The organism is Streptomyces sp. Ru62, from assembly GCF_002920615.1.
Taxonomy (GTDB): domain Bacteria; phylum Actinomycetota; class Actinomycetes; order Streptomycetales; family Streptomycetaceae; genus Streptomyces.
On the sequence record NZ_PQSU01000040.1, the window covers coordinates 27,009 to 46,947 of the forward strand.

Annotated in this window: 19 protein-coding genes; 12 read left to right on the forward strand and 7 right to left on the reverse strand. The window is 74.6% G+C overall.

Going from position 1 to position 19,939, the window contains the following annotated elements:
• Positions 1 to 62 precede the first annotated feature (62 nt).
• Positions 63 to 1,127 (forward strand): YihY/virulence factor BrkB family protein, encoded by a 1,065-nt coding sequence (locus C3492_RS37705; RefSeq protein ID WP_103817123.1) that lies wholly within the window; start codon positions 63 to 65, stop codon positions 1,125 to 1,127.
• Positions 1,128 to 1,149: 22 nt separating this feature from the next.
• Here the strand turns inward: C3492_RS37705 and C3492_RS37710 are convergent, their stop codons facing one another.
• A complete protein-coding gene (locus C3492_RS37710) occupies positions 1,150 to 1,899 on the reverse strand; it encodes an SDR family oxidoreductase (protein ID WP_103817124.1) in 750 nt (249 codons plus the stop codon).
• A gap of 128 nt (positions 1,900 to 2,027) precedes the next feature.
• On the opposite strand from C3492_RS37710, the gene C3492_RS37715 reads away from it, so the two are divergent.
• Entirely contained in the window at positions 2,028 to 3,242 is a 1,215-nt protein-coding gene (locus tag C3492_RS37715; RefSeq protein ID WP_103817125.1) for a CPBP family intramembrane glutamic endopeptidase, read from the forward strand.
• A gap of 175 nt (positions 3,243 to 3,417) precedes the next feature.
• On the opposite strand, the gene C3492_RS37720 is transcribed toward C3492_RS37715, so the two are convergent.
• The 3 genes from C3492_RS37720 to C3492_RS37730 form a co-directional block, all read right to left on the reverse strand.
• Positions 3,418 to 5,313, reverse strand: coding sequence for a BTAD domain-containing putative transcriptional regulator (locus tag C3492_RS37720; protein ID WP_258056142.1), 1,896 nt, complete (start codon positions 5,311 to 5,313; stop codon positions 3,418 to 3,420).
• Between the two features lie 21 nt (positions 5,314 to 5,334).
• On the reverse strand, positions 5,335 to 5,868 hold the full coding sequence (cpt, locus tag C3492_RS37725) for a chloramphenicol phosphotransferase CPT (protein WP_181140755.1): 534 nt from the start codon (positions 5,866 to 5,868) through the stop codon (positions 5,335 to 5,337).
• A gap of 67 nt (positions 5,869 to 5,935) precedes the next feature.
• Complete coding sequence (locus C3492_RS37730; protein ID WP_258056143.1) at positions 5,936 to 8,785, reverse strand: BTAD domain-containing putative transcriptional regulator; 2,850 nt, start codon at positions 8,783 to 8,785, stop codon at positions 5,936 to 5,938.
• Positions 8,786 to 8,957: 172 nt separating this feature from the next.
• On the opposite strand from C3492_RS37730, the gene C3492_RS37735 reads away from it, so the two are divergent.
• Both C3492_RS37735 and C3492_RS37740 read left to right on the forward strand, forming a co-directional pair.
• Positions 8,958 to 9,143 carry a hypothetical protein gene (locus C3492_RS37735; RefSeq protein WP_103817128.1) on the forward strand — a complete coding sequence of 62 codons (186 nt, stop codon included), beginning with the start codon at positions 8,958 to 8,960 and terminating at the stop codon, positions 9,141 to 9,143.
• 20 nt (positions 9,144 to 9,163) lie between these two features.
• Positions 9,164 to 10,051: an NAD(P)-dependent oxidoreductase gene (locus C3492_RS37740; RefSeq protein ID WP_103817129.1), complete on the forward strand. Its 888-nt coding sequence runs from the start codon at positions 9,164 to 9,166 to the stop codon at positions 10,049 to 10,051.
• 204 nt (positions 10,052 to 10,255) lie between these two features.
• On the opposite strand, the gene C3492_RS37745 is transcribed toward C3492_RS37740, so the two are convergent.
• Entirely contained in the window at positions 10,256 to 10,921 is a 666-nt protein-coding gene (locus tag C3492_RS37745; protein WP_258056144.1) for a hypothetical protein, read from the reverse strand.
• A 268-nt stretch (positions 10,922 to 11,189) separates the two neighbouring features.
• On the opposite strand from C3492_RS37745, the gene C3492_RS37750 reads away from it, so the two are divergent.
• Complete coding sequence (locus tag C3492_RS37750; RefSeq protein ID WP_103817130.1) at positions 11,190 to 11,945, forward strand: VCBS repeat-containing protein; 756 nt, start codon at positions 11,190 to 11,192, stop codon at positions 11,943 to 11,945.
• Between the two features lie 16 nt (positions 11,946 to 11,961).
• On the opposite strand, the gene C3492_RS37755 is transcribed toward C3492_RS37750, so the two are convergent.
• Positions 11,962 to 12,618: a maleylpyruvate isomerase N-terminal domain-containing protein gene (locus tag C3492_RS37755; protein ID WP_103817131.1), complete on the reverse strand. Its 657-nt coding sequence runs from the start codon at positions 12,616 to 12,618 to the stop codon at positions 11,962 to 11,964.
• Positions 12,619 to 12,827: 209 nt separating this feature from the next.
• Between C3492_RS37755 and C3492_RS37760 the strand changes: the two genes are divergently transcribed.
• The 5 genes from C3492_RS37760 (at position 12,828) to C3492_RS37780 (ending at position 17,127) form a co-directional block, all read left to right on the forward strand.
• Complete coding sequence (locus tag C3492_RS37760) at positions 12,828 to 13,271, forward strand: ester cyclase (RefSeq protein WP_103817132.1); 444 nt, start codon at positions 12,828 to 12,830, stop codon at positions 13,269 to 13,271.
• A 43-nt stretch (positions 13,272 to 13,314) separates the two neighbouring features.
• Positions 13,315 to 13,803 (forward strand): N-acetyltransferase, encoded by a 489-nt coding sequence (locus C3492_RS37765; RefSeq protein ID WP_103817133.1) that lies wholly within the window; start codon positions 13,315 to 13,317, stop codon positions 13,801 to 13,803.
• A 105-nt stretch (positions 13,804 to 13,908) separates the two neighbouring features.
• Positions 13,909 to 15,138, forward strand: coding sequence for a glycoside hydrolase family 88 protein (locus C3492_RS37770; protein ID WP_103817134.1), 1,230 nt, complete (start codon positions 13,909 to 13,911; stop codon positions 15,136 to 15,138).
• 310 nt (positions 15,139 to 15,448) lie between these two features.
• On the forward strand, positions 15,449 to 16,093 hold the full coding sequence (locus C3492_RS37775; RefSeq protein ID WP_103817135.1) for an HD domain-containing protein: 645 nt from the start codon (positions 15,449 to 15,451) through the stop codon (positions 16,091 to 16,093).
• Between the two features lie 23 nt (positions 16,094 to 16,116).
• Positions 16,117 to 17,127, forward strand: a complete 1,011-nt coding sequence (locus C3492_RS37780) for a GlxA family transcriptional regulator (protein WP_103817146.1) — start codon at positions 16,117 to 16,119, stop codon at positions 17,125 to 17,127.
• On the opposite strand, the gene C3492_RS37785 is transcribed toward C3492_RS37780, so the two are convergent.
• Entirely contained in the window at positions 17,020 to 18,072 is a 1,053-nt protein-coding gene (locus C3492_RS37785; protein ID WP_258056145.1) for a DMT family transporter, read from the reverse strand. The genes C3492_RS37780 and C3492_RS37785 overlap by 108 nt on opposite strands.
• Before the next feature lie 93 nt (positions 18,073 to 18,165).
• Between C3492_RS37785 and C3492_RS37790 the strand changes: the two genes are divergently transcribed.
• Together C3492_RS37790 and C3492_RS37795 are read left to right on the forward strand one after the other, a co-directional pair.
• Positions 18,166 to 19,095: a LysR family transcriptional regulator gene (locus C3492_RS37790; RefSeq protein WP_103817137.1), complete on the forward strand. Its 930-nt coding sequence runs from the start codon at positions 18,166 to 18,168 to the stop codon at positions 19,093 to 19,095.
• A gap of 298 nt (positions 19,096 to 19,393) precedes the next feature.
• Positions 19,394 to 19,918 carry an EamA family transporter gene (locus tag C3492_RS37795; protein ID WP_258056146.1) on the forward strand — a complete coding sequence of 175 codons (525 nt, stop codon included), beginning with the start codon at positions 19,394 to 19,396 and terminating at the stop codon, positions 19,916 to 19,918.
• The last annotated feature ends 21 nt before the right edge of the window (positions 19,919 to 19,939 follow it).

The following is a 19,939-nucleotide window of genomic DNA, read 5'->3' on the forward strand; positions in this document are numbered from 1 at the left end:
GAGGACGGGGCCGACGGGTGAACCGGGGGCGTGATCACGCTTCGTGGGGTTACCCGGCGGACATGGCGAAGCTGCACGTACCACGGCTGCACCACAGGCAGGCCGACGACGAGACCCCGGCGACACGCATCCCCACGCCGGACGAGGCCGGACCCGGCGAGGACGTCGAGCGGCGGGCGCCGGACACCCCCGTCAAGCTGCCCCGGCGCGCATGGCCGGCGGTGTTCAAGGGCGCGCTGCGCGAGTTCCGCGACGACGAGCTCACCGACCGGGCCGCGGCGCTCACCTACTATTCCGTCCTGTCCCTGTTCCCGGCCCTGCTGGTGCTGGTGTCCCTGCTGGCCGTCGCCGGCCGGTCGGTCACGGACAAGGTCCTGGCCAACCTGCGGAACCTCGCCCCCGGCCCCGCCCGCGACATCATCACCCGGGCGGTGGAACAGCTCCAGAACGGCGCCGGAACCGGCTCCCTCGTCGCCATCCTCGGCCTCGTGCTGGCCGTGTGGTCGGCCTCCGGCTACGTGGCCGCGTTCATCCGCGCCGCCAACGCCGTCTACGACATGCCCGAGGGCCGCCCGGTCTGGAAACTCCTCCCGGTGCGCGTCGGGGTCACCATCGTCCTGATGGTCCTCGCCGTGGCCAGCGCGCTCATCGTGGTCTTCACCGGCGGACTGGCCCGCCGGGCCGGGGACGCGCTGGGGCTCGGCGACACGGCGCTGACCGCGTGGGCCATCGCCAAATGGCCCGTGCTGGTCCTGCTCGTCACCGTGATGATCGCCATCCTGTACTGGGCGACCCCGAACGCCAAGGTCAAAGGGTTCCGGTGGATCACCCCCGGCAGCGTCCTCGCCCTGCTGATCTGGATGGCCGCCTCGACCGGATTCGCGTTCTACGTCGCCAACTTCGCCTCCTACAACAAGACCTACGGCACCATGGCCGGCGTCATCGTCTTCCTGGTCTGGCTGTGGATCACCAACCTGGCCGTCCTGCTGGGGCTGGAGTTCGACGCGGAGACCGTGCGGCAGCGCGCCATCGCCGGTGGGCATCCGCCCCGGGCCGTGCCGTACACCCAGCCCCGCGACACCAGGAAGTGGGACGAGGAGGACGTACGCCGCCTGGACGAGACCTGACGTCCCCGCCCTCCCCGCTCCGTCACGCGGCGTATCCGCCGTCCACCGAGAACTCCGCGCCCGTCACGTACGCCGCCTGCGGCCCCGCCAGGAACGCCACCATGGACGCGACCTCCTCGGCCGTACCGAACCGGCCGAGGGCGGTCGCGGCCGCCTGACCGGCCGCGTACGGGCCGTCCGCGGGGTTCATGTCCGTGTCCGTCGGCCCCGGATGCACGACGTTCGCCGTGATCCCGCGTCCGGCCAGCTCCCGCGCGAGAGCCTTCGTCAGCCCCACCACGGCCGACTTGCTCATCGCGTACAGCGTGGCCCCCGGCCCCGGCACCCGCGCGGTGACACAACTGCCGACCGTGATGATCCGCCCGCCGGCGGCCATCACCGCGGCGGCCGACCGCGCGGCCAGGAACACCCCGCGCACGTTCACCGCGAGGAGCCGGTCGACGTCGGCGAGGGACAGGCTCTCCAGCGGCCCCATCATCCCCACGGCCGCGTTGTCCACCAGCACGTCCAGCCCGCCCAGTTCCTCCGCCGCGCGCCGCACCGCGTCCGCCGCCTCCGCCGCGTCCGCCGAGTCCGCGCGCAGGGCCACCGCCCGCCGCCCCAGCGCCTCGATGTCCCGCACGACCTCCTCGGCCGCGTCCTTGCCCCGCACATAGGTCACGGCCACGTCCGCGCCCTCCCGCGCCAGTCGCCGTGCCGTCGCCGCGCCGATGCCCCGGCTGCCACCGGTGACCAGTGCCGTCCTGCCCCGCAGATCCGCTTCTGAAGTCATGGGTCCATCCCAGCCGACGGCCAGGGGGAGCACCGGCGGCGAACGGACACCGACCTCGGCGGGGCGGCGGAACCCGGTCCTGCCGCGAGCCGATGGCGCGTCCCGCCGTCTTTGGGCAGGCTGACGCCATGACACAGCCACAGCCACTGCTGCTGCCCCATGCACGGTCACCGTTCACCGAGCAGCTCGCCTACCACCGTCTCGCCCGCCTCTCACCGCGCTACCGGTGGTGGCGCCCCCTCCTCGGGACCCTGGTCGTGGCCGTGGCATACATGATCACGGTGGTGGTCCTCATGCTCCTCCTCGCGGCCCTGGGCTCGGGCATGGGCTACCCCCAGGACGACGACGGCTGGCCGGAGTTCGGTCCCGTCTCCGGCACCGCCGTCGACCTCCTCTGCATCGCGGTCGGCATACCCGTCGTGCTGCTGGTCGTGCGCTGGATCGGACGGCGCCCGGCCGGCACGGTGTCCTCCGTGACCGGCCGGCTGAGATGGCGCTGGCTGCTGCTGTGCGTGCTGACCGCCCTACCGGTCGTGGCCCTCGCGATGGGCTGCACGTTCCTGCTCCCCGCGGACGGCGAGCCGGAGAGCCAGTGGGTGGGATGGCCGGCCTTCGGACGGGCCCTCGCCGTGCTGGTGCTGCTGGTGCCGGTGCAGGCCGCCGCCGAGGAGTACGTGTTCCGCGGCTGGCTGACGCAGACCGCCGGGGCGTTCCTGCGCTCGCCGTGGGCAGCGCTCCTGCCCCAGGCGGTCCTGTTCGCCTCCGCCCACGGCTGGGGCACGGTCTGGGGCTTCGCCGACCTCGTGGTGTTCGGCGTGGCCGCGGGCTGGCTGACCTGGCGCACCGGCGGACTGGAGGCGTCCATCGCCCTGCACACCGTCAACAACCTTCTGGCCTTCGGCGTCTCGGCCGCCGTCGTGGACGGGCTCACCAGCGACGAGACCGCCGCCGACGCGAGTTGGCAGCTCGTCGTGTTCGACGTGCTGAGCATCGCGCTGTACACGGCGGCCGTGGCCTGGTGGCTGCGCCGCCGCCCACTGGACCGCACGGCTGCGGCCCCACAGCCACCGGCGCCCCTGCCGGGCTATCCGTACGGTGTTCCGGTCCCGCAGCAGTGGGCGGGGCAGCCGGGGTGGGGTCCGGGGGCGACGGGTGCTCCGCCGTGGGCGGGTGCGGTCGGTGCCGGGCCGTGGGCCGGTCAGGCCGGACCCGGTGCGGACGTTCCCCTGACGGCGCCGGACGGGGCCGTCCCACCATCACCCACGGCCGGCCGACCGGAGACCGGCACGGCCCTCCCGCCCGTGTCTCCGGACGCCGGGGGAGACGGCACGGACCGTACGTAGGCCGCGGCGGGTTCGGGCGTCCGGGCGATCCCCGCTGGGTCTCGTCGGTGGGGCACTGGTCCCAGGTCGGTGGTGCACTGGTCCTAGAACGGTACGGCGAGACGCGGGTCATGGGCCTTCTGCCGGGGGCCGGTCAGGTCGCGGTCGGGCCAGGGTGTCTCCGGCTCCGCTCCTCTCAAGGCTCCTCGTCTTCGGCGAGGCCGGCGGCCAGGGCGGCCAGCGGGAAGTCCCTGCGGCTCGCCGCGCGTGCGGCGACGAGGGCCAGGGCGGAGGGCAGTCGGCCGCACCGGCGGACGATCTCCGTCACGGCCTCCGGCTCGGCGGCCGACCGAGCGGCACCGATCCGCCGGGTGAGCAGGTCATGGGCGTCCGCCTCGGAGGGCAGACCCAGATGCAGCGTACGGAGGCCGGCGGCGGCCTGCTCCCAGGGCCCGGACAGGCCGAGGCGTCCTGCCGGCCCGGCCGGGTCGCTCACCGCGGTCCCGGCCGGGTCGGCGGGCTTGATCGACTCGGCGGGCGCGATGGCCACGGCGGGCGTGGCCGGTCGGGTAACCCCGGCGGGTGCGGCCAGTGGGCTGGGTCCGGTCGCCACGGCGGGTTCGGCGAACGCGGCCGACCCGATGGCCCCGGTCATACCGGTCTCCCCGGTCCTCGCGGCAGGTGCGGTCGGCCCGCTGACTTCGGTGGCCCCGGCGGTCGCGGGCACCGCGCCCGGTCCGATCGACCCGCCCCGGCTCGTGACCACCGTCAGGCAGCCCGGCACCTCGGGCAGCAGCGGAAGGATCTGCCGGAGGCAGGCGGCGTCGTCCAGCAGGACCAGCAGTCGGCGTCCCGTCAGTGCACCGCGGTACCGCGCGGTGAGGGCGGCCGCGCTCGCGGGCATGTCCCGCGCGGGCACGCCGAGGGCCCCGAGCAGCCGGCGCAGTGCCTCGGCCGGCTCCAAGGCGGCCCGGCCGGGGGCCGATCCGCCCAGCTCCAGGTGGAGCTGGCCATCCGGAAAGCGGTCGGCGACCCGGTGCGCCCAGTGGACCGCCAGTGCGGTCTTGCCGACACCGGCCGGACCACTGATGAGCACGGCCGACGCAGGGCGGCCACCGGTCGACGGGGCCGGCGCCACCCGTGGCGCCCTCACAACCTTCCCGTCCAACAGCGTGTCCAGCGCGGCCAGTTCCCGCTGGCGTCCCGTGAAGACAGGCAGGCCCGGTGGGAGTTGGGCCGGGCGGATGCAGGGGCGTGCGGGGGCCGGTGGGCCGGTGGGGAGCCGGTGCTTCGTGGGGCGTATCTGCCGGCGCAGGACGCGGGCGTGGGCCGCCGCCAGTTCGGCGCCGGGAGCGACCCCCAGCTGTTCGGCGAGGTGGCGGCGGGTGTCCTCGTAGGTGGCCAGCGCCTCCGCCTGGAGGCCGCACGCCGCAAGGGACAGGATCAGACGGGCCAGCAGCGGCTCGTCGAGCGGGTTGAGCGCGGCGGCCCGGCGCACGCTCGGCAGCACCTGGTCCGCGCGCCCGCACAGCAGCGCGGCGTCCGCCGCCATCCGCGCCGTGCGGAGGATCTCCTGGTCCACGGCCGCGAAGTGCGGATGCGTGCGCACCGGCCCCGGCAGGTCGGCCGCCACCGGCCCGCGCCACATTCGCAGGGCCCCGGCGAAGTGCCGTACCGCCTGCTCGGGGCGCGCGGTGGCGGCTGCCCGCATGCCCCGCCGGCTGAAGGCGCGGAAGCGCGGCAGGTCGGCCTCGTCGGCCGTCGCCTCCAGCAGATAGCCGCCGGTACGGCCCAGCAGGCGCCGCCCGGGTGCGCGCGGGGGCAGCCCGGGCTCCAGCAGTCTGCGCAGCGCGCCGACGTGGCGCCGTACGGCGTTCGTCGCGTTGGCGGGCGGCCGGCCGGGCCAGAGGACGTCGACGATCGTGCTCATCCGCACGGGCCGGCCCGGCCACACCAGGAGCACGCCGAGCAGGGCCCGTGCCTGCGGGTACCCGAGATCCAGCTCGCTCCCCGCGCGCAGCACCCGCAGCGGGCCGAGCACCCCGAACCGCAGCACCTCGGACCGCGCCGCGTCACCGGGCCCGTCTGGCACGCGCTCCACCTCGTCCGCCGGTCAGCGGACGCGGGCCGCGATGGTCCGCGCGCACATCAGGGACTCGGTGTGGGTGGTGTCCACCTCCAGGTCGTACGACACCCCGTCGTGCACCACGTCGGCCTGGGCCGCCGCCATCCCCTGGGGCCTGTCTCCCCGCGCGATCTCCCGTGCCGCGGCGACCTCGGCGTCGCACCGCACCCCCACCCACAGGACGTCCAGTCCGGCGAGGGCCGTCCGCCACCGCTGCTGGGAGGCCGCTCCGCCGAGGAAGACGTCGTCGACGACGATCCTGGCGCCTGCGCGGGCCGTCGCCGCGACGCCCTCCATCCAGGCCGCCTCCAGCGCCCGGAAACCCGCACCCACCTGCACCCCGCCGTCCTCGGCGAACTCGATCCCGCCGTCCGTCCCTCGCAGTTCCGGGGGCAGCGCGTCGACCAGGGAGTCGATGCCGAACACCAGCCAGGGATCGGGCAGTACGGCCTGCAGGCACCGCCCGATCCCGGACTTCCCCGCGCTGGAACCACCGTTGAGAAGGATCACCTGAGTCGTCACCGTGCCACCCTACGGAGCCGTCCGGCCGGGCGGCCAACCCGTCCCGCGTCCCGGACCCCGTGTGCCGTCATCCCGCACCGGACCGCTCCTCCCGTCCGGCGAGCCGTCTGCGGACCCGTTCCGCGTCCGGATGACCGAGCCGGGTGAGCAGGGCGAGGGCCTGCTCCCAGGCGGCCCGGGCACCCTCCCGGTCACCGGTGGCCAGGTGTGTGTCGCCCATGCGCGTCAGCGTGTCGGCCTCCGGGTAAGGGGCGCCGAGCGACCGGTACAGCGTCAGCGCGTTGCGGTAGCCGAGCAGGGCGTGCGGATGCCGGCCGAGGCAGTGGTAGGCGTAGGCGATGCTGTCCCAGGTCGCCGCCTGGCCGTACCGGTCGCCCAGGTCCTGGAGCAGAGCCAGGGCCTCGAAGCAGCGCGCGAGGGCCGGCCGGTACTCGCCGCGCAGCGCGTGGTACCAGCCGACGGAGTTGAGGACGCTGGCCCGCGCCGGCCGGGATCCGGCGGTGCGGAACAGCTCCAGGGCGAGCTGGTTGTGCCGCAGGGCCCCCGCCAGGTCGCCCTCCTGCTCGCACCCCCAGCCCAGACTGCGATGGGTGCCCGCCCGGCCGACGGTGTCGCCGGCGAGCGTGAACAGCGTGAGGGCCCGGTCGAGGTGGGCCCGGCTCTCGTCGGACAGGCCCAGCCTGGCCTCCGCCCGGCCGAGCCCACGCAGGGCGCGCGCCTCCAGGGCGGGGTCGGCGAGCCGCAGCGCGGCTTCGAGCGCGGTGCGCTGGGCGGCCAGTCCGTCGTGCCAGTGGCCGCGCCGCTCGAAGTACGGCTCCAGGGACCAGGCCAGCAGGCACGCGTACCGGTCGTGGCCGGTCGCGGCCGCCGCCTTGACGACGGCCGGCAGCGCCGGGTGCTCGGCGGTGAGCCAGGCCAGGGCCGCGCTGTCGTCGGCGAAGGGCACGGCCCGCGTGTCCGTCGGCGCGGGCGGCGGCGCCGGGGCGTCACCGCTGGGGTCGAGCAGCGCGCCGGCGGCGTGGGCGCGCTCCACGTAGTGCCGGAACAGCCGGTCGCGGGCCTCCTGCCGCTCGGCCTCGGTGTGGTGCTCGGCGAGGAGGTCGGCGGCGTGGGCGCGGAGCAGGTCGTGGAAGCCGTAGCGCCCGGGTGCCGGTTCGGTGACGAGGTGGACGGCCGCGAGCTCGCCGAGCAGCGAGCGCGCCCGGCGCGGCGGCAGCCCGGCGAGCGCGGCGGCGGTGGCCGCCGACACGTCGGGGCCGGGGTGCAGGGCGAGCAGCCGGAACAGCCGGGCGGCACCGGACGACACGGCCCGGGTGGACCAGGAGAAGACGGTGGCGATGTCCACCGGGGTGCCGGGCCGGGTGAACCCGTCGAGGCCGCCGCGGGCCTCGCGGAGTTCGGCGGCCACGGCCGCCAGCGGGAAGTCCGGGCGCAGGGCCGCGCGGGCGGCCACACAGGCCAGGGCGAGGGGCAGGCCGGCACACCGGGCGACGATCTCGTCCACCGCCCGTGGCTCGGCGGCGATCCGTCCGGCGCCGAGCCGTCCGGCGAGGAAGTCCCGCGCCTGGCCGGCGTCGAACGGCCGCAGGGTCAGCGTGCGGGCGCCGTGCGCGGCCACCAGCCCGGTCAGGTCGTCCCGGCTGGTGACGATGGCGAGGCAGCCGGGCGTGCCGGGCAGCAGCGGCCGTACCTGTTCGAAGTCCCGCGCGTTGTCCAGCAGCACGAGCACCCGGCGCCCCGCCAGCACACTGCGGTACAGGGCGGCCTGCGCGGCCAGGCCCTGGGGGACGTGCTCGGGCGGCACCCCGAGCGCGTGCAGGAAACCGCGGACGGCCTCACCGGGGTCGGTGACCGCTCCCGAGGCGGCGAAGCCGCGCAGGTCGACGTAGAGCTGGCCGTCCGGGTACCGGTCGGCGACCCGGTGGGCCCAGTGGACCGCCAGCGTGGTCTTGCCCACCCCGGCCATCCCGCCGAGCGCGGAGATCAGCACCGTCCCGACGGGCTCCCCGTCGGCGAACGGGTCCAGCAGCTCGGCCAGTTCGGTGCGCCGGCCGGTGAACGCGGGGAGGTCGTGCGGCAGTTGGGCGGGTACGACGGGACGCGCGACAACGGTTTCCGCGGGCGGTGGTTCCGCCGGGTCTCCGTCCCGTGTCTCCCCCAGCGCCGTCCGGTGGGCCTCCCGCAGTTCGGGCCCGGGGTCGATGCCCAGCTCCTCGGCGAGACGGCGGCAGGCGTTCCGGCAGATGGCGAGCGCCTCGGCCCGCCGGCCGGTGGCCGCGAGGGCCAGGACCAGCCGGGCCAGCAGCGGCTCGTCCAGCGGATGAGCGTCGGCGGCCTCCCGCAGCCGGGCCAGCACCGCGCCGGGCACGCCCGCGTGCAGGGCCGCGTCGGCCGCCTCCCGCAGCGCGGCGAGCCGTTCGCGCTCCAGCCCGTCCGCGCCGAGCCGTTCCCGCACGTCCGGGGCGACTCCGGAGGCGACGGGGCCGGCCCACAGCGTCAGCGCCCGGCCGAGGAGTTCCACGGCCCGCCCGGGCGCACCCTCGGCGACGGCCCGCCGGGCCTCCTGCCGCAGCTCCCGGAACCGTCCGAGGTCCACGTCGTCCCCGTCGGTGACCAGCCGGTAGCCGCCCGCGCCGCGCACCAGCCGGTGCCCCGGCGCCCGCGCGGGCAGCCCCGGTTCCAGCAGCCGCCGCAGCGAGCCGACGTGCCGGCGGACCACGTTGACGGCGGTGGGCGGGGGGCCCGGTCCCCACAGCACGTCGACGATCTCGGGCACGGGGACGGGCTGACCGGCCCGCAGCAGCAGCAGGGCCAGCAGTGCCCGCGCCTGCGGCCCCCCGGCGTCCAACTCGTCCGCCCCCCGCCAGACCCGCACCGGCCCCAGCACCGCGAACCGCACCGGCACCCCCTGTGGCATCCCGCCCCCTCCGTTCACCCCTCCGGCCCTCGACTGTACGTCTCCGGAGGAAACCGGCAGGAACGGCGGACCCCGGGACAGCGCTCGCGCCACCGGTCCCGGGCGGCGCGCCGGAGGGTCTCCCGTACCCGCCCTGCTGTTCTGGACGGCCCGGCAGGACGGCACGCCGGAGGTGCGGCTCGACGTGCCGCACGCCCGGCTGGTGGAAGATCTCCCTGGCGGCCGGGTCCGTATCCTCACCCAGGAGACGCAGATCGGCCGCCCCGCCGCCGAACCGGCCCGGGAGACGCCGAACCCGATGCCGAACGGCCGTCAGACGTGGCTGGACGGCCCGGTCCGCGCAGCCGAAACCGCATGAAACCCCTGGGAGTTGACGTCATGACCGACAAGCTCACCGTGAGTGTCCTGGGCACCGGCATCATGGGTGCCGCGATGGCCCGCAACCTCGCGCGGGCCGGACACACCGTCCGCGCCTGGAACCGCACCCGCGCCAAAGCCGAACCGCTCGCCGCCGAAGGGGCGCACATCGCCGGCACGCCCGCCGAGGCCGTCGAGGGCGCCGACGTCGTCCTCACCATGCTCTACGACGGCCCGGCCACCCTCGACGTCATGCGCGAGGCCGCCCCCGCGCTGCGCTCCGGCGCCGCGTGGGTGCAGTCCACCACCGCCGGTATCGAGGCCGTCCGTGACCTGGCCGCCTTCGCCCGCGAGCACGACCTCGTCTTCTTCGACGCGCCGGTGCTGGGCACCCGCCAGCCCGCCGAGGCCGGTCAGCTCCTCGTCCTCGCCGCGGGCCCCAGCGAGCACCGCGCAGCGGTGGCCCCGGTGTTCGACGCGGTCGGCTCCCGTACCGTGTGGACCGGCGAGGACGGCGCGGCCGGTACGGCGAGCCGCCTGAAGCTCGTCGCCAACAGCTGGGTCCTCGCGATCACCGCCGCCGCCGGCGAGGTGCTGGCCCTGGCCCGAGGACTCGACGTGGACCCGCAGAACTTCTTCGACGCGATCGAGGGCGGCCCGCTGGACATGGGCTACCTGCGGGCCAAGGCGAAGCTCATCCTGGACGGCCGGTTGACCCCGGCCCAGTTCGCGGTGGGCACGGCGGCCAAGGACGCCCGGCTCATCGTCCAGGCGGGTGAGGAGCACGGTGTGCGCCTCGACGTGGCCGCCGCGAGCGCCGAGCGTATGGAGCGTGCCGCCGAACTGGGGCACGCCGACGAGGACATGGCCGCGGCCTACTTCGCCAGCTTCGGCTCCGCCGACCGGTGACGGCCGCCCCGCGTGCCGGCGGCGCACCGGCGTCCGCACCGAGGCCGAGCGCCGGTACGGCGGGGGCACGCTGAAGGACGGCGACCGGGCTTCCGGCCGGCAAGCGGCGGCCCGGCCCAGGAGGTCGGCCGAGGCGCGGACCTCCGCGTGGCCTCCCTCGGCCGCCGCCGTCATCGCCGCCCAGCTCCTCGGCGTGGCGGGCGGTCACGCGTCCGTCTCGGCGCCCTCCGTCGTCTCCTGCGCCGATTCGCCCGGCACGACGTAGAAGACGGACGTGCCCTGCTTGGTGCGCTGGGCGCCGTTCTTCGCCACGAGGTTCTCCAGCGTGGTGCGGACGACCTTCGTCTGGATGCCGCGCTCGGGATACGCCTGGCCCAGGGCCTCGCTGACCTCCGCGGCGGAACGGGGCTCCGTCTGCTCCGCCAGGTGCCGGCGGACGAGTTCGATCAGGGTGGGCTGAGCGGGCTCTGAGGACGGCGACGCCTTGGTGGCCGCCGGTTCCCCGGTGGTCGCCTTCTTCGTCACCGTCTTCTTCGTCGCCGTCTTCTTGGCCGCCGCCTTCGTGGTCGCGGCCTTCCTGGCCGCCGGCTTCCTCGCCGCGGGCTTCCGGTCGTCGGCGCGGCGCGTGCCTCCGCTCTTCTTGCGCGGGGCGGGGACGACCGCCCGCCCGGCCGGCGCGGCGAGGCCGAGTGCCTGCTGCATGTTCAGCAGGACGCCGTGGTCGTGCTGAAGGGTGGCCAACTGCTCCTGCAGGACGGCGATTTCAGCCGTGATGCGTTCCTGCTCCTTGAGGTTGTGTTCGAGGTCGTTGGTCACCTGACTGACGTACTGAGAGGTCAATTCGGTGACGGGCCCGGCGCTTTCCGGCATCAGTTCCTCCGCTCCTGACGGTGCGACACCTGGATGATACGGGTGGGTCAACCCGTTTTCACCGTTGGCGAGGCGGCAGCGGCTGACCGACACCCCGCTCCGGGCCGCTACCGGGCGCGCCAGCATACCGTCGGTGAGGCCGGGCGCGAGTCCGGTCGGCAGGCCGACCTCGACCCGGTCGCCGACGTGCGCGGAGTCCCTGCTCGACGAGCATCCGCAGAGGTCCCGCCCCCGGGCACACCCGGCCCGGTGACTACGATCCCTGCCCATGCCCGTGCGTGAACCCAGCGGTACCTCCCGGCCGAGACGGCTCACCCGTACGGCGTTGCTGCTGGCGGGCGGCCTGTTGCTCCTGGCCGGCGGCGAGGACCGCCTGGGCGGGCCGCCACCGCGCCCGACGGGTCCGCCCGCCGTCACCGCCTGTCTCACGCCGTCGGGTGACCTGATCGCCGACGTGGACGACGACGGTCTGCCGGACCGGATCACCGACCCGTCCCACCGGGGTGCCCGGCTGGCCATCACCTTCGGCATCGGCTCACCCCGCGAAACGACGGTCGGGGCACGGGGGTTGGCCGACCGTACCGCCGGCCGGCAGGAGTACGTGAGCGCCGCCGTGGCGGACTTCGACCGGGACGGCTGGACCGACCTGGTCGTCGTGGCGGGGCAGGAGCAGGGCGGCGACGACCCGGTCCAGCCGCGGGTGGCCGAACTGAGGCTCGGACCCTTCTCCGACACCGGCCGCAGCCGGCGGACCGTCCCGCTGGACCTGGGGGCCACGAAGGACATCGCGGTGGCCGACCACAACCACGACCCGTATCCCGACCTCACGGCGTACACGTACTCCGGAGACGGCACCTACGAGATCCAGGCCCGCCTGGGCGACCCGCACCGGGGCCTGTCGCCCGACACCCGCACCTACACGACGGACATCCCGGCCACGGGCTACCACCCCCCGTCCCCGCTGCCCCACGCGGGCCTCACCCCGTTCCACCCGCCCTGCGGGACACACGCGCGGGCCGGATGACCCCTGCGCCGTGCGCTCACCCGAGGACGAGGGGGAGTTTCCCGGCCAGTGGGCCCAGTCGGATCCGCTCGTCGGCGGTCGGGGGCCGGCGCCCCGTTCCGACGCGCAGGACGTCCTGATCGGACCACGACGGGGGGAACGCCGACCCGGCGATCTCCTCCAGCATGGCGCGGGACCGGGCGAGGGATTCGGCGGGGGGTTCGGCCGCGCCCGTGAGGTGGGCGATCAGGTCCAGGTGGTGCAGGGTCCACTCCAGGACGTACGCGGAGAGGTAGTCGCCCACGGTGAGGACCATGTCCTGCGTGCGCACCCGTTGCTCCGGGTCGGCGAGCTCGGCCGCGCGCCCGGCCGCCGAACCGACGTCGTCCAGGTGGAACTTCAGCAGCCGCGGCTCCTCGTACGCGGCGGCCAGCCGGACGGTCAGCGCGTCCAGCGGATCGTCGCCGGACGGCGGGGTGCCGCCGACGTTCCAGTACGTCACCGCGTCGCGCGTCGGCTCCGCCGTGGTGGGCGTCACCAGGGTGATCAGCACGTCCTGGGCGTCGATGACCAGATGGCACGCCAGGTCACGGACCAGCCAGCCGGTGCAGCCGGACGGCCGCGCGAAGTCCTCGTCGGCGAGGCCGGCGACCGCGGCGCGCAAGGCCGTCCACGAGCGCGAGAAGAGATCCACGGCCGCAAACTAGCAGCGGGCGGCCCGTCCTTCGACCGGATTCCCACCGGCCCGTCCGGCGTGCCCTTGACGCCGGTCACCGGATTGCCGACCCGGAGCCTGTATCCCGGCGCCACCGGCCATGTCACATACCGGAGGGCTGTCCCGTCGTAGGGAGCGTGGAAGCGAGTACGAAGCCGACGACTCGCGCCGACCCGAGGAGCCGGCCCATGCCGACAGCCCAGGAAGCACGCAACAAGGCGACGTTCCGCCGCCTGCACGACGCCGTCCACACCGGTGACCTGGAGACCGTCTCGAAGGCGATCGACGAGGTCGTAGCGCCCGACCTGCTCTTCCACGCGCCGGTGCCGACGGGTGCGACGGGCGCGCAGGCACTCAAACGCGTGTGGGAGGTGCTGCTGCGCGCGTTCCCCGACCTGCGTGTCGAGATCGAGGACGAGATCGCCGAGGGGGACAAGGTCGTCTTCCGGAACACGGTCACCGGTACGCACCTCGGGGAGTACCAGGGACTCCAGGCCACCGGGAAGCCCGTCAGGTACGGCGAGATCTTCGTCCTGCGGTTCGCGGACGACCGCGTCGCCGAGATCTGGGGTGTCGTCGACGTCCTCACGCAGATGCGGCAACTGGGCACGGCCCCCGGCGGCCCGTCCTGAACCCGAGTCCGGGATCCGGCCCGGTCGCGTAGGGTCGGCACCCATGGATCTGCTTCCCTGCGCTCCCGTGCACGCGGCACTCGTCGCCGGCTGGCCGACGTCGGCGGCGGAGGCCGTGATGTGGTGCGGGAGCCATGAGTTCCCCGTGTCCGAACGGACGGTCGCCGGATGGCAGCAGGCGGACGATGTCGAGGCCCACGTGCTCGTGGACGGGGGAAGGGTGCTCGGCTACGGCGAGTTGTGGCGGGACGCCGAGGAGGACGAGGCCGAACTGGCGCGGATCATCGTGGCGCCCGGCGCCCGCGGGGCGGGGCTGGGCCGCGTACTCGTCCAGGGGCTGCTCGCGCGGGCGCTCCGGGCCGGGTTCGCCGATGTCCACCTGCGCGTGCACCCCGGCAACGACCGGGCGCTCCGGTGCTACCTGGGCGCCGGGTTCCGTCCGGTCGACCCGGGTCTCGCAGCGAGCTGGAACACCGCTCAGCCGGTGGATTACGTCTGGCTCCGGCACGACTCCGGCGCACCGGACCGCTGACCGCGTTCACGGTGATGAACTCCGCACACATGGGTGTACACGGTCATGTCTGCTGTGCGAAGCTCAGCCAACTTCTCTTGTCCATGGTGGAGTTGGAGGGCGAGCATGAGCGTTTCCCGGCGTGCGTTGCTGGCCACGGCGGCCGGTGCGGCGGCTGCGGGGGCCTCCGCGGTGCCTGCCGCGGCGGCCCCGGACCGGCAGCCATCAGGAACGACCTCACGGACACTCCGCGCGGCGGCGGACTACGCCGTGGAGAAGGTCCGTGCCGTCGCGCCCGGAGTGACGGGTTTCCCGGTCGGGACCAGGTTCGAGAAGTGGACGTACTCGCGCAACGGGGACTGGGTCGGCGGCTTCTGGCCCGGCACCCTGTGGATGGCCTGGCTGTACAGCGGGGACGACGCCTTCCGCACGTGGGCGGTCGAGTCGGCCCGGAACCTCGCCCCCCGGCAGTCGGACACGAGCACGCACGACCTGGGGTTCCTCTTCTGCCCTTCCTGGGTCACCGCCTGGCGCCTGACCGGTGACGACGAGTGGCGCACGGGCGCGATACGGGCCGCCGACTCCCTGATCCAGCGGTACAACCCGCGGGGGAAGTTCATCCGGGCCTGGGGCGCGCTGACGGACCGCGCCAACGCGGGCCGCGTCATCATGGACACGATGATGAACCTCGATCTGCTGGCGTTCGCGAGCCGGCAGACCGGCGACGACACCTACCTGGACATCGCCGTGGAGCACGCGAGGACCGCGCAGCGCGTCTTCCCCCGCGCCGACGGATCCACCCCGCACGTGTTCGACTTCGACCCCGACACCGGTGCCCCGCTCGGCCCCGACACGGTGCAGGGCTACAGCCCCACCTCCTGCTGGTCGCGCGGACAGGCCTGGGGCATCTACGGCTTCACCACGATGTACCGGCGGACGGGGCACAAGGAGTTCAGGGACACCGCGCGCAGACTCGCCGACTTCGCCATCGGAGCGCTGACCCCGGACCACGTGCCGGTGTGGGACTATCGCGCGCCGCAGCAGCCGCACGACATCAAGGACGCCTCCGCCGGCGCCATCATGGCGTGCGGCCTGCTCGACCTGCACGCGGCCACGGGCCGGCACACCTACCGGGAGGTGGCGCTGCGGCTGCTCACCGCGCTCGCGGACACCTGCCTGACGAGGAACTCGGCCCGCGCCGACGCGGTCGTGGCCCGCTGCACCCGCAACCGCCCGGCCGAGGACGGCATCGAGGTCTCCCTGCCCTACGCGGACTACTACCTTCTCGAAGGCATCCTGCGCGTGCTACGGCCCGAGGACGTCGACCGGGCGATCGACCTGTCGCAGCCGGCCTGAGCCGCCGACGCGGCGGCTCGCGCGCGGCGCGCGTTCCCCTGTCGCCGCCGTCACCGCGACCCCGCGGGCGGCGGCCACGCCCTTCGGTACCCGGCCCGCCGGCGTGACCTGGACGCGTGACACTGCCCGGCCCCGGCCCGCCGGCGTGACCGGGACGTGTGACGCCGCCCGGACCCCGGCCGGTCACACCGGGGGATGTCCGGATCTGAGGGCTGCCTGTCCCTATGGACATGGTGCCGCCCGGCCCCGCGGGACGACACTGAGGTCACAGCGCCATTGCGCAAACGACTGGCAAACATGAGGTGCAAAGATGGCTGACGAGTTCGTGGCCGGCGGGGTCACCGTGCCCGACACCAAGCTCGCCCGGGAGGCGACCCAGCTCGTGCGGGACGAGACGAGCGATCTGATCTACCATCACTCGCGCCGCGTCTACCTGTTCGGCGCCTTGCAGGGCCGCCGGCGCGACATCGGCTTCGACCCGGAACTGCTGTACATCGGTGCCATGTTCCACGACCTCGGCCTCGGTGCGCGCTACCACGACAGCGGCCGGCGCTTCGAGGTCGACGGGGCGGACGCGGCCCGCCGGTTCCTGCGGGACCACGACGTGCCCGAGGACAGCATCCGCCGCGTGTGGACGGCGATCGCCCTGCACACCACGCCCGGCGTCCCGGAGTTCATGGAGCCCGAGGTGGCCCTGGTCACCGCCGGTGTGGAGTACGACGTGCTGGGCATCGGATACCACGACATCGCCCCCGCCGACCGCGCGGCCGTCGTCGCACTGCACCCCCGCCCCGACTTCAAGCGGCAGATCCTCGACGCCTTCACCGAAGGCATCCGTCCCAAGCCCGAGACCACGTTCGGCAACGTCAAGGCCGACGTCCTGGAGCACTACGTGCCGGGGTTCGAGCGGGGCGACTTCGTGCGGACCATCCTCGAATCGCCGTGGCCGGAGTGAGCGACACGCGCCCGCGGCATGTCGTGGCCGTGCTGACCTTCCCCGGTGTCCAGCTGCTGGACGTGGCCGGCCCCGCGGAGGTCTTCACGACCGCGAACGCCTACGGGGCCCGGTACGACGTGCGGGTCGTGTCCGCCGCGGGAGGCCCTGTCGCCACGTCCGCCCAGGTACGGCTGGACACCGGCGGCAGCTGGGAGGAGCTGCCGGCGCGGCTGGGAACGCTCGTGGTGCCGGGCCGGCGGGACTGGCGGGAGGCCGTCGCCGACCCGGCGCTGGTGGCCGGGACGGCGGCACTGGCCGGGCGGGCCCGCCGCGTGGCCTCGGTGTGCGCCGGCGCCTTCATGCTGGCCGAGGCCGGGCTGCTCGACGGACGGCGGGCCGCCACGCACTGGCGACTGGCCCGGGAACTGGCGCTCGCCTACCCCGGTGTGACCGTGGAGACGGACGCCCTGTTCGTCCGCGACGGCAACGTCGTCACCTCGGCCGGAGTGACCGCGGGCATCGATCTCGCCCTGGCCCTGGTCGAGGAGGACCACGGTCCCGACGTGGCCCGCGAGGTCGCGCGGGAGCTGGTGGTCTTCATGGCGCGCCCGGGCGGTCAGTCCCAGTTCAGCGCGCGGCTGACCCTGCGCGAGTCCACGCACCCCGTCGTCCGGCAGGTCATGGACGTCGTCGGCGCGGACCCGAGCGCGGACCATGACCTGACCGCCCTGGCACGCCGGGCCGGCGTGAGCGTACGTCACCTGAGCCGGCTCTTCCGGGCGCACACCGGGATGACGGTCGGGCGCTACGCCGAATCGGTCCGGCTCGAAGCGGCCCAGGCCCTCCTGGAGGCGAGCGGTGAGCCCGTCGACACCGTCGCGGCACGCGCCGGCTTCGGCTCGGCGGAGGCCATGCGGCGGGCCTTCCAGAACACGCTGGGCATCTCACCGACGGTCTACCGGGCCCGCTTCCGTACGACCGTCCCCGAGGGGAGTCGTTTCCCCGCGGCCGTCCCCGAGGAGAGCCGTTCCCCCGTGGCCGCCCGCGGGTGAACCGTGATCCCCGGACCGGGCACCGGTGCCGGTGAGCGCCCCGCCGGCGCGGGACCGTGCAGCCGGGCCCGGTGCGGGGCGGTCCGGGCGGCGGTTGATGAGGACCACGCCGGCCACCACCACGACTCCGCCGAGCAGTTCGACGACGCCCGGGACCTCGCCGAGCCAGAGGAACGACACGGCCAGGGCCACGGGCGGTACCAGGTACAGGGCGGCGGTGGACACGGCGAGCGGGAGTCGCGCGACGGCGTGACCCCAGATCACGAAGCCCAGAGCGGACGGCAGGAGTCCGAGGAAGGCGACCGCCACGAGCGCGTCGGCGGGGGCACGGACCACGGCGGGGACCGTCGCGGGTGCGAGCGGCAACGCGAACACGGTGCCGGCGACCATGGCGTAGGTGGCCACCTCCAAGCCGGTGTACCGCCGCAGCAGCGGCTTGGTCGCGCAGTGGTAAACACCCTGGACGACGGCGGCGGCCAGGACGACCAGGGACGCGGCGGTGAAGCCGGACACCCCGTCGGCCAGGGTGACCACGGCGGTTCCCGCGAGGGCGATGACACTGCCGGCCACGATGGTCCGGGTCAGGGGCTCGGCCAGGAGGACGCTGCCGAGGAGGAGGCTGAAGACCGGGGCGACGGCGATCAGCAGACTGGCGGTGCCGGCTGCCACGTGCACCTCACCCCAGTTCAGCAGGAGCTGGTAGGCGGTCATGCCGGTGAGGCCGCACACCGCGATCAGGGGCAGGTCGCGCCGGCGCGGTGTCCGCACCCGGCCGAACGGCGCCGCCACGGCCAGGGCCACGGCGGCGAGGGCCAGGCGAAGGAACGACAGCGCCGCCAGGCCGAGCCCGTCGACGCCCACACGGATCGCCGGGAACGCGGAGGCCCACAGCACGACCGTGCCGGCCAGGGCGAGGAAACGGGGAGAAGCGAACCTTGTTGCCACCGCTCCACGATGATGGCCTGCGACAATAAGGTCCAGTTAGGTTTTCTTGCCCATTTCGAAAGACGACCTTTATGGAAGGCGTAGGCTGGACCGATGCTGGACGTACGTCGGCTCAGGATCCTCCATCACCTGGCCACCCATGGAACGGTCGCGGCCGCCGCCGAGGCCCTGCACCTGACCGCTCCCGCGGTCTCCCAGCAGCTGGCCGCGCTGGAGCGGGAGGCCGGCATGCCCGTCGTCGAGAAGCACGGGCGCACTCTGCGGCTGACCCCGGCCGGCGAGCTGCTGGTGGCCCACGCGGCGGTGGTCCTCGGCGACCTCGCCGCGGCCGAGTCCGACCTCGCGGCCCTGCGCGGTGGCCGGCGCGGACAGATCCGGGTGGCCGCGTTCGCCTCGGCCGCCCGGACGCTGCTGCCGGCCGTGTACAAGGCGCTCGCGGACGGAACAGCGGGCGCGCTGACGATCCGTCTGACCGTGCTGGAACCCGACGACGCGTTGGACGCCCTGCGCCGGCGGGAGACCGATGTGGCCGTCGTGCACGGCTACACGGTGCTGCCGCGCGGCTTCCCCTCGGGCAGCGAACACGACGTTCTCATGGACGACCCCGTCGTCGCCGTCCTGCCGCCCGGTCACGCGGACAGACTGGGCCTGGCTCCCGGGAAGCCGGTGGACCTCACCTCGCTCGCGCACGAGCCGTGGCTGACGCCCGGCCCGGAGACCTCCTGCTACGAAATGATCCAGCGCACCTGCGGTGCCGCCGGCTTCGTCCCCGAGATCCGCGTACGCAGCAGTGACTTCTCGGTCCTGACATCGCTGGTGGCCGCCGGTGCGGGCGTCGCGCTGGCTCCCCGGCTGGCCGTCCCGGCGGACGAGGCCGGTGTCAGCCTGCACCCGCTGGTCACACCGGTCAGCAGGACGATCTTCTCGGTCAGCCGCTCGGGCACCGCCCGCAGGCCCGACGTCCATGTGCTGACCACGCTCCTGAAGGAGGCGGCGGCCGACCGCGCGGCCGGCACCTCCTGACCCCGAACGCCCGCCGGGACGGGGCTCGTTGTCATCATCACCGGGATTCCGGTCAGGGCCGTCGGTATGGCTCTGTGCGCTGGTGTCCCACCGTACCGGGAAGGTCTGCCGCCGTCGCCGGGGTGGGCCCGTGGGTGAGGCAGTGGCGCCGGCCTCCGCGCTCTGCTTCGGTGTCACCCATTACGTGAACGGGCTCGTCGCGCGCAGGAGCGACGGCAGTACGGACGGTCGTTCTGCCGCGCCGGGCACCGACCGTCGCAGCGCCGCGCCGGGTACGGGGCGCCGTACCGTCGGGCCGGTGACCGCCGGAGTGCCCGCCGCGGTGGCCGCGAGCGCCGGCTTCGGGGTGCAGTTCCTCGCGATGGCCCAGGTGGGGGCGGACGGTGGTCCGTGGCCCGTGGTCGTCAGCCGGGTCGCGTCCGTGATGGTGATCGCCGCGGTGCTCGCGCCGTACCGGTCCCCGGTGACGCTGCCCGGCCGGCTCGCGGCGGTGGCCGGCGCAGGCGGTGCGGTCGGGACCGTGGCCATCCTGCTCTGTCTCGCCGCGACGCGGCACCGGTTGACGGCCGTGGCCACCGTGCCGTCCGCGCTCCACCCGGCCATCCCGGTCCTGCCGGCACTGGGCTTCCTGCACGAGCGGCTCACCCGCCGGCAGACCACCGGACCGGTGTGCGCGGCCGCCGCCATCGCGCTCATCGCCCTGCGCCGAGCGCCGTACCGAGCGGCCCCGCCGCAGGGTACCGGCCCGGACGACCCGCCGTTCGTCGTGCCGCGTGGTCCCGTGGGACCCCTTAGCCGTCTCGGGGGCCCCTGGGGGCCGTAGGGGTGTCCCGCGTCATCGGCG

What these genes read in the sequence shown, in the direction of transcription:
- C3492_RS37705 (WP_103817123.1), top strand. Translation starts at nt 63, where the DNA reads ATGGCGAAGCTGCACGTACCACGGCTGCACCACAGGCAGGCCGACGAC.
- C3492_RS37710 (WP_103817124.1), bottom strand. Translation starts at nt 1,899, where the DNA reads ATGACTTCAGAAGCGGATCTGCGGGGCAGGACGGCACTGGTCACCGGT.
- C3492_RS37715 (WP_103817125.1), top strand. Translation starts at nt 2,028, where the DNA reads ATGACACAGCCACAGCCACTGCTGCTGCCCCATGCACGGTCACCGTTC.
- C3492_RS37730 (WP_258056143.1), bottom strand. Translation starts at nt 8,785, where the DNA reads ATGCCACAGGGGGTGCCGGTGCGGTTCGCGGTGCTGGGGCCGGTGCGG.
- C3492_RS37740 (WP_103817129.1), top strand. Translation starts at nt 9,164, where the DNA reads ATGACCGACAAGCTCACCGTGAGTGTCCTGGGCACCGGCATCATGGGT.
- C3492_RS37745 (WP_258056144.1), bottom strand. Translation starts at nt 10,921, where the DNA reads ATGCCGGAAAGCGCCGGGCCCGTCACCGAATTGACCTCTCAGTACGTC.
- C3492_RS37750 (WP_103817130.1), top strand. Translation starts at nt 11,190, where the DNA reads ATGCCCGTGCGTGAACCCAGCGGTACCTCCCGGCCGAGACGGCTCACC.
- C3492_RS37760 (WP_103817132.1), top strand. Translation starts at nt 12,828, where the DNA reads ATGCCGACAGCCCAGGAAGCACGCAACAAGGCGACGTTCCGCCGCCTG.
- C3492_RS37765 (WP_103817133.1), top strand. Translation starts at nt 13,315, where the DNA reads ATGGATCTGCTTCCCTGCGCTCCCGTGCACGCGGCACTCGTCGCCGGC.
- C3492_RS37770 (WP_103817134.1), top strand. Translation starts at nt 13,909, where the DNA reads ATGAGCGTTTCCCGGCGTGCGTTGCTGGCCACGGCGGCCGGTGCGGCG.
- C3492_RS37775 (WP_103817135.1), top strand. Translation starts at nt 15,449, where the DNA reads ATGGCTGACGAGTTCGTGGCCGGCGGGGTCACCGTGCCCGACACCAAG.
- C3492_RS37790 (WP_103817137.1), top strand. Translation starts at nt 18,166, where the DNA reads ATGCTGGACGTACGTCGGCTCAGGATCCTCCATCACCTGGCCACCCAT.